The organism is Vibrio sp. 10N.286.46.A8 (assembly GCF_041470165.1).
Classification (GTDB): domain Bacteria; phylum Pseudomonadota; class Gammaproteobacteria; order Enterobacterales; family Vibrionaceae; genus Vibrio; species Vibrio tasmaniensis_A.
This window is the reverse complement of record NZ_JBFRLX010000185.1, coordinates 1-7,756: the sequence shown is the minus strand read 5'-3', so window position 1 is coordinate 7,756 and position 7,756 is coordinate 1. Positions and strand designations below refer to the sequence as shown.

General features: G+C 43.8%; 6 protein-coding genes. 1 reads left to right on the top strand and 5 read right to left on the bottom strand.

Features of this window, described 5'->3' with window-relative positions; translation table 11 throughout:
- Nucleotides 1-58: 58 nt before the first annotated feature.
- Nucleotides 59-793 (top strand): chromosome segregation ATPase, encoded by a 735-nt coding sequence (locus AB4232_RS17395; protein ID WP_017103097.1) that lies wholly within the window; start codon nucleotides 59-61, stop codon nucleotides 791-793.
- 477 nt (nucleotides 794-1,270) lie between these two features.
- Here the strand turns inward: AB4232_RS17395 and AB4232_RS17390 are convergent, their stop codons facing one another.
- The 5 genes from AB4232_RS17390 to AB4232_RS17370 all read right to left on the bottom strand — a co-directional run.
- Entirely contained in the window at nucleotides 1,271-2,812 is a 1,542-nt protein-coding gene (locus AB4232_RS17390; RefSeq protein ID WP_372087630.1) for an alanine/glycine:cation symporter family protein, read from the bottom strand.
- Nucleotides 2,813-3,370: 558 nt separating this feature from the next.
- The gene (locus AB4232_RS17385) at nucleotides 3,371-4,525 is read right to left on the bottom strand and encodes an ABC transporter permease (protein ID WP_009846573.1); all 1,155 of its coding nucleotides are present in this window, start codon (nucleotides 4,523-4,525) and stop codon (nucleotides 3,371-3,373) included.
- Complete coding sequence (locus tag AB4232_RS17380) at nucleotides 4,522-5,838, bottom strand: ABC transporter permease (RefSeq protein WP_372087629.1); 1,317 nt, start codon at nucleotides 5,836-5,838, stop codon at nucleotides 4,522-4,524. Before AB4232_RS17380 ends, AB4232_RS17385 begins: the two co-directional genes overlap by 4 nt.
- Before the next feature lie 7 nt (nucleotides 5,839-5,845).
- Complete coding sequence (locus tag AB4232_RS17375; RefSeq protein ID WP_135381987.1) at nucleotides 5,846-6,820, bottom strand: HlyD family secretion protein; 975 nt, start codon at nucleotides 6,818-6,820, stop codon at nucleotides 5,846-5,848.
- A gap of 3 nt (nucleotides 6,821-6,823) precedes the next feature.
- The coding region (locus AB4232_RS17370) for a TolC family protein (protein WP_372087628.1) at nucleotides 6,824-7,756 on the bottom strand (933 nt) is incomplete at its 5' end.

Genomic DNA, 7,756 nt, shown 5'->3' with positions numbered 1-7,756 from the left:
ATCAGTATCAGTATCAGTGACCGTGTAACGTTAAACAAATTTTTGGGAGTACCCGCTAGTGAACCAGCAATCTGGACAAGGCGAACAAGATGAAGTGGTTGTTATTGAGGAACGCGATAAACGTAGTCAGCTCTATATCGGCATTGCTGCGGTTATCGGTTTGGCGTTAGGCGGCTTAATCGGATCTACAGTCACGGCTTCGAAGTGGGAATCCACTTATCAGGTACTAGAAACTCGTTATCAAGAACTGCGTGATAGTAAAACTCAGTTGGTGACATCAGTTGAAGAGAAAGTGGCAAAAGTTGATACCGAAATTGATGCGAAAGTAGAAGCTGCTCTAGTGAAACAGGCAGAAGAGCATCAAAAAGAACTCCAAGATTTAGCGAAACAATCTGCAGTTTTAGAGAAAGCAAACTACTCGTTAGAGCAGCAGTTAAACGAACAGAAGCAAACGTTAGAACAAACTCAACAAAATAATCAAAAGTTGAGCCGTCAAGCTGATATGCAGTCGACCCTTTTTGAACGTTCGCGTGAGCTTTTCCGCAAAGAATTACAGATATCTCAAGAGCTTGAAAAACTCGAGAAAGAAAGAGATGACATCGAACAGAATCTTGGTTCTTTGAAGAAAGCGTGTGATGTTTTCTTAGATGGTACGTCATGGGATACAAAATCTGACGCCTGTGAGAAACAGGATAATGCCAATTCCCGCTTAAGTGACATCAGACAAATGATTGAAGTTCACACCATGGATATCAAGCAAATTAAAACGCTAACTGAAGAGATGGGTCTATAAGCTGAGCGCTTAATATAGCCATATCACGACTGCTTGCAGTAAGAATTTAAACGCCCACATCACACACATGATGTGGGCGTTTTCCGTTGTACTCAATTTTTCGAGAGTAAGTACATAAAAACGGGTCTGATACCAATCACAGTAAGTAAGTGATCAAACATAGCGTAGGAAAAAAGCTTGAGAACAAGGCGGAATTTTTCGATAAGTAGTTATTCTACAATCAAAAATTCTAACGAAGTTATCGAGGTTTTTAACAAGCTAGGGTGGCCAGTTATTTACTACGATTGGTATGATATTAGGCTGAGTCGTCAAAGCTTATAGGCGTACCGCTGATTTTCTCTTCAGACATAAAAAATCCCTACAAGCACAGCCTGTAGGGATTTTGTACGTTGCAATACTGTTCTCGCTTTCTCAAGCAAAGGGTCTTACAAAAATTTTTAGAACAGTGTTATTCGACAATAAATTATTGACGAGTCACTATTTTTCGTAAGTTTTGATTTCGCCAGATTTAACTCGAGCAACAAATGATTGCAGTTCTTTCTTCACAACAGGCATTAGGAAGTACAGGCCTAGAATGTTGAAAATAGACATCGCAAAGATAGCTGCGTCAGAGAAGTCGATTACCGCGCCAAACTGAATCGTCGCACCGATAACAACAAACACACAAAACATCACTTTAAAAATCAGTTCCGTTGTTTTGCCTTCACCAAATAGGTAAGTCCACGCTTTAAGACCGTAGTACGACCAAGAGATCATGGTAGAAAACGCGAACATGATTACCGCTAGAGCGAGTGTGTATTTGAACACTTCTGCCGTTTCAGTAAACGATGCAGCAGTAAGCGTTACACCCGTTAAGCCAGAACCATCGAATGGACCTGTATTTAGACCAGCGATAGTGATAACCAAGGCTGTCATTGTACAAATGATGACTGTATCAACGAACGGTTCTAATAGTGATACTAGACCTTCAGTGATTGGCTCTTTTGTTTTAACCGCTGAGTGAGCGATAGCTGCTGAACCTACACCTGCTTCGTTTGAGAACGTTGCACGTTTTAGACCTTGGATTAAGGCACCAATGAATCCACCAACCACACCTTCGCCAGTAAACGCACCTGTAAAGATTGCACTGAACGCAGGACCCACTTGATCAAGATTAGAACCGATAACAATCAGAGCCATACCGATATACAGAGCAGCCATCCAAGGAACAACTTTTTCCGTTACCGATGCGATAGAAGGCATACCACCAACAATCACAGAGAAAACTAAAGCGGCGAGTACAAGGCCTGTGATGACACCGTATTCACTTGGTACATCGAATGCGTAAGTTAACATGGCATGTGCTTGGTTAGCTTGGAACATGTTACCGCCGCCCAATGCGCCTAAAATACACATTAATGCAAAACCAATAGCAAGGGCTTTACCTAGTCCACCCAACCCTCTTTCAGCAAGACCTTGGCTTAGGTAGTACATGGGACCACCGGAAACGACACCTGAAGGTAGGATAGTTCGGTATTTCACACCTAAAGTACACTCACAAAATTTAGACGCCATACCCAGAAGACCACACAAGATCATCCAGAATGTCGCACCAGGGCCACCAATCGCGAGTGCTGCACCAACCCCGGCAATATTACCAAGCCCGACGGTTCCTGAAAGCGCGGTTGTTAACGCTTGAAAGTGAGAAACTTCCCCTTCGTGTTTGGAGTTAGGGTCTGTGTACTTACCTTTAATAATGTCTATGGCCATCCCGACACGTTTAAATTGAACAAAGCCAAAGTAAACAGTAAAGATGATCGCAGCGAGCAGTAACCAGCCAACAATAATTGGGAAGTTTGCTTCACCTACCGGTACGCTTTTAAATATCAGTCCAACGAACCAACCTGTATATTCGTTGAAAAAACCATCAACACTTTGACTTAAGTTACTGATAGCTTGATTAAATGATCCTTCTTCTGCAAATGCACTGGAACTAAATAATAATATAAACCCAAAAAATAATTCACGTATGTTTTTCATGGTTTTCCCTGTCTTTTTATTAAATTATGTTTGTTGCTGTTGTGTTTTTTCTATTTGATTTTTTACATTTCAGCGACTTATTTATTGCAATTCGACGGCAACATAAACGGCTGTAGCTAGGTCGAAAAATGAAATAAATATGAGTACTGATCTTGCTTTATATGGATATCCTTTTGGTATGTGCACCAATTAGACTATGGCATTCGGCCTGCCAAGTCCTACTGATAATCCTATACACAAAAATAATACCATCAAAGATTTTTTTACAATAAATTTACAATTGTTCGGGTTTTGTCATTGTTTGGGAATAAGCAGGCATTTTTTAGGTTGGAAAAGGCATATGCAGTAGCTGTTATAGCATGAACTAAGGTGAATGATAGTGGAGGTGCATAGGGAAGTCGGCGAGTTTTAATGTTCAATATGTTTTGGGGAGGTGTTTAAACAATTGATAGCTGAAGATGTAATCAAGCTAAAAGACATTAAAAAAGCCCTTTATCAGAGCTTTGTTAATGGTTTCAATGAGCGTGAGGTTTAGTGCCTGACGAATAGAGACTAGAGTTAAACAGAGCCAATGATACGTTTACTCGATTTGTGGTAAAGCTTAAGTGCGAGTAACGAGCCCCATAGAGCGACTTGTATCCATAGCAATGTCCATTGAGACGCTACCTCTTGCCAAGATGCCCCCATCTGATTGAGCGCTAAAAAACCTTGGATAGCGGGTGTGCTTGGGAATAACTGTGACAGCAGTACTAACCATTCAGGCATCATTTCAACAGGCCAGATAAAACCTGAAGAGAAGATCAGCGGCATTGAACTGATTAACACCACAACCGTGACTAACTCTCTTCTTGGCACTAGCTCACCAATAAAAATCCCGATCAAACAACTAGCCAATAAGAAGGGTAGCAGTAAGGTCAAAATGTTTGTTATGGAGGCAAGTAGGTTAATGCCATACATCGAAAAGCTCGCGCCGAAGTAGTACATCGACAACACGTAATATATGCCGACTAAGGTACAGCAGCGAGCAAGTATCAGTTTCGCTGGAGAGGTCTTACTCCAATAGCCAAACGTCGATTGAGCGTTTTGGGTCGCGCCAACTAAACCAGAAGCCATGGCTAAGGTTTGTTGCAGGATCAACACAAAGACGGCTGGAACCACGTAATCAATGTAGCCCATGCGACTATTGAAGGTTGGTTTTAGGTTCAAGCTGAATGCACTGTAGCCTTTGGCTGCGGATTCTAACGGCACACCTTCAACTAACAAGTGACTGACTTTAACTTGTGCAGCTAACGTGCCGCCTGCCTTGGCAAGCCCTTCAACAATGGTTCCGTAGACTAAGAAGTAAGATGCATCACCGGCGTAAGAAAGCGTAGGGCTCTTACCTAGGAGCAAGTCTTTATAGAAGTTCTCTGGGATGACGAGGAACCCACCAATCTCTTGATTAAGAACAGCTTGCTTAGCATCGGCAATGGTGGAGTCACGGCGTACCAAGTCAATTTGAGATGTGGCATCTACCATTCTTTCTAACTGGTAGCTGCTTTGGCTCTTATCCAAGTTCACAACGGAAGCTTTAAGCTGTTGAGGAACTTGGTTTACGTAAGGCAACGGATACAAGAATGAATAGAAGAACACACCACCAAATACCGTAAGAAGTACAACAGGGTTGCGCAGTACCGCTAACAGTTCTTGCTTGAGTAGTTGAGTAAAGCTCATCGTTTTACTCCTTGTTGTGCTGATGTATCTGGCTGTGCTGATGATATAGCCGCTTGTGTAGATAAAGCCGTTTGTGCAGACAAAGCTGACTGTGCCAAGTGTTTCTTAATTAATAACATCACCACGAAAGCAGGAACTGCATACCACAACATCGAGGAGAGGCTGATTAGCGATTGTGCCGCGGTCACGCCATAACTGGATTGTGCTGTTTGTACTTCGATGTAGTGACTCACGGGCAATAAGCTTCTCCAGATTTGCGCTGCCGTGTTCATGTCGGTGACTGGAAAAGTAATGCCCATGAACGCAAAGCTTGGCGCTGTAAAGGCGCCAGCGAAACTCATCGCCCTCGCTGGATCAAGCGTTAAGAAGAAAAACAAACAACCCATGATGATACAACTGATGACGGTAAGCAGTTGGGCGACGGTCAGTGCCACAAAACTGCCGTTAAACGGCCAGTCTAAGAGGACATAGAACCAAAAGCTAAACGCGATACCAAACATCAAAAACAAGACAAGGTAGGGCGTTAGTGTTGATGTTAGTGATTTCATCGGGGCGTTGGATAACCAAGCATGAAGACCACGAGCTCTAACGTTCGCCGTCAAAACCAATATCGTGCCCACCACAATCATGATCTGCCATAGAGCCGGAATAACCGCAGACACTAAGAACTGAGCATAGCTGGTGTTCTTATTAAACAGTGGCGTAATCTGGCTTTGTACCGTTACCGCTTGCCCCAATGCAGATTGTACAGTGGTATCACCGTGTGAAAGCTGTTTAACCACTTCGAGTTGCGCGTTGAATGTTCCTTGAGCCTGCAACAGAGCCGAGTTCACCAGTTTGCCAATCAAGATAAATTGACTGTTATAGAAAACGGACACTTGCGGGTTCAAGCCTAAGAAAAGGTCTCGGTCAAAGTGTCTTGGTATCAGGACATAACCATAGATATCGCGTTCAATCATCGCTTTCGCCGCATCACTAGCCGAGCTGTATTTCTGAGTCACTTGCAGCGTTGGTGATGCATCAACAAGGCGCGTGAACTGTTGCGAGATTTGACTGTGTTCAAGGTCGACAACTGCAACCGGTAAGTCGCGAGCGATTCCTTGTGAAAAAATCAGCCAAATACTGGCAGTAAGCAACAACGGAATCCAAGTTAGGCAAGACAACAACCATTTGTCTTTGCGGACAATCGCCCACTGCCTAAGCAAGGTATTCTTCGCTCTATGATGCTCAGGGGATTGCGAGCACATAGATTGAGAGCTTCTAGATTGCGATTCTGTAGATGGCGAGCTTATAGAGCGAAAGTTAGCAGACATACGTCACCTAAAGCTCAACCACTAGGCTCATGCCCATACGCAGTGTTTCGTTGGTATCGACAGGGTGCGCTTCTACTTCAAAAGTGCGTAAGTCGAAGCCTTGTGCTGCGTCTGTTGAACGCCAAGTCGCGAAATCACCCATTACGGCAATGTGAGTCACTTGGAAAGTTAATGACTTATCCAGAGCCGGTAGGTACGCCTCAAACTGGCTGCCTTTATCGAAATGCTTAAGCATATCTTCACGGACATTGAGCACGGCCCAAGCATCTTTGGTGTCGATAACAGTGACAACAGGGAAGCCTTGTGGTGCGAGTTCACCGCTGCTCAATAGAACCTGAGAGACTTCGCCATTAAACCAGCTGTGGATCTGTGTGTCTTTTGCGTAAGCTTCAACTTCCGCTACTGCGCCAGCTGCCATTAACGCTTTTTGAGCGGCTGCCACTTTGGTTTCGTCACGAGCACCTTCTTGTGCTAATTGATACATTTGGAACGCTGCGCTTTCGGTGTACTTCGCCGCTTGCCACTGTGTTTTGGCTTCATCACGTTTTTGCTCGGCAACCACGCCATCGTTATATAGGTTGTTTACACGTTGGTAAGTTTTATCCATGAGATCGGCAGCTGCTTTGGCTTTCAACCATTGGTCTTTAGCGGCTTGGATTTGCTGAGTACGCGCGCCATTCTCTGCTTGTTTTGCTAATGCACCAGCGGCTTTTTGACCTGCTTTTGCTTGCTCTAATTTAGCGTCAATTTCTGGGCTAAGTAGGGAGAAGATCAACTCGCCTTTTTCAACCGAATCGCCTTTACGCACGAATATTTCATCAATTCTGCCGGGTACTTTCGATGAGATGCTGTATTGCTGCGCATCTATTTGACCTTGAAGCTTAACAGGCTGTGGTTGGTACGCTTGGTAAAAGCTGTAACCAACCCAGCCAATAATGCCGATACCAACCAGAGAGAGAATAAATGGCTTAATAGGTTTCATGAATTATCCTTTTGACTGGCTAGCGGTGTCTGCTGTTGAATCGAAGTCAGACGGGACAGAAGACGTTAAGTAACTTGAATAAGCATTCATTTCACTGGTGAGTGCTAACAGCTTATTAAGAGAAATTAGGTATTTGAATCGAGCAGCAGATTGCTGTGTTTTAATGCTTGCAAGATAAAGCTCAGCATCAACCACTTCTAACGAATTGGATAACCCTTGAGTGAAGGCTTTTTTACGAAGTGAAAGGTTTTCTTGAGCTAAAGACAGACTTGAGTTGAGGCCTTGAACTTCTTCAATTGCTTGGTTTGCTTCAAGATAGGTCTTTTGTACCAAAACGGTTAAGTCTTGCTTGGCTTGCGACTTAAGAAACTGGACTTGAGACACGGCGCTATGAGCGGCAGCGACTTTGTCGGAACGACCTGACGTGTCAAGTAGCGGTACATTCACACCAATACCGACTAACCAATCGGGTTTCATTTCACTGGCTAGCGAGTCATCTTCGTACAGGCTGTAATCACCGTAAAGGTAAACTTCTGGGTAGTATTTGCCTTTTTCAGCCTTGATCAAGCTACTCGCTTGTTTCTCTTTTGCTTCAAGGATCTTAAGGCCTGGGTAGGTCATGAGGGTTTGATCAACAAATACGTCCATATGAGGCAGGTTTTTGTTGATAAAGAGTTGTTCTGAAGGTTCGACACTTTGACTCTGACCAAGGATCTGAGTCAGTGCTAATTGAGCAATTTTGAGATCGTTCTGCGCTTTGGTGCGTTCAACAACGGCTTTATCTAAAGAAGCATCCGCCTGCAGACGTTCTACTCGAGCAATTTGTCCTTGCTGTTCAAGCTTGATGGCGAAATCACGATGCTGAGTTAAGCCAGCTTCAACGGCTTGACGCGTTCTCACGACGTCTTCCGCTAAGATCACCGAGAAGTAATATTT

Coding starts and splice junctions, on each gene's coding strand:
- AB4232_RS17390 (WP_372087630.1), bottom strand. CDS start 2,812: ATGAAAAACATACGTGAATTATTTTTTGGGTTTATATTATTATTTAGT.
- AB4232_RS17385 (WP_009846573.1), bottom strand. CDS start 4,525: ATGAGCTTTACTCAACTACTCAAGCAAGAACTGTTAGCGGTACTGCGC.
- AB4232_RS17380 (WP_372087629.1), bottom strand. CDS start 5,838: ATGTCTGCTAACTTTCGCTCTATAAGCTCGCCATCTACAGAATCGCAA.
- AB4232_RS17375 (WP_135381987.1), bottom strand. CDS start 6,820: ATGAAACCTATTAAGCCATTTATTCTCTCTCTGGTTGGTATCGGCATT.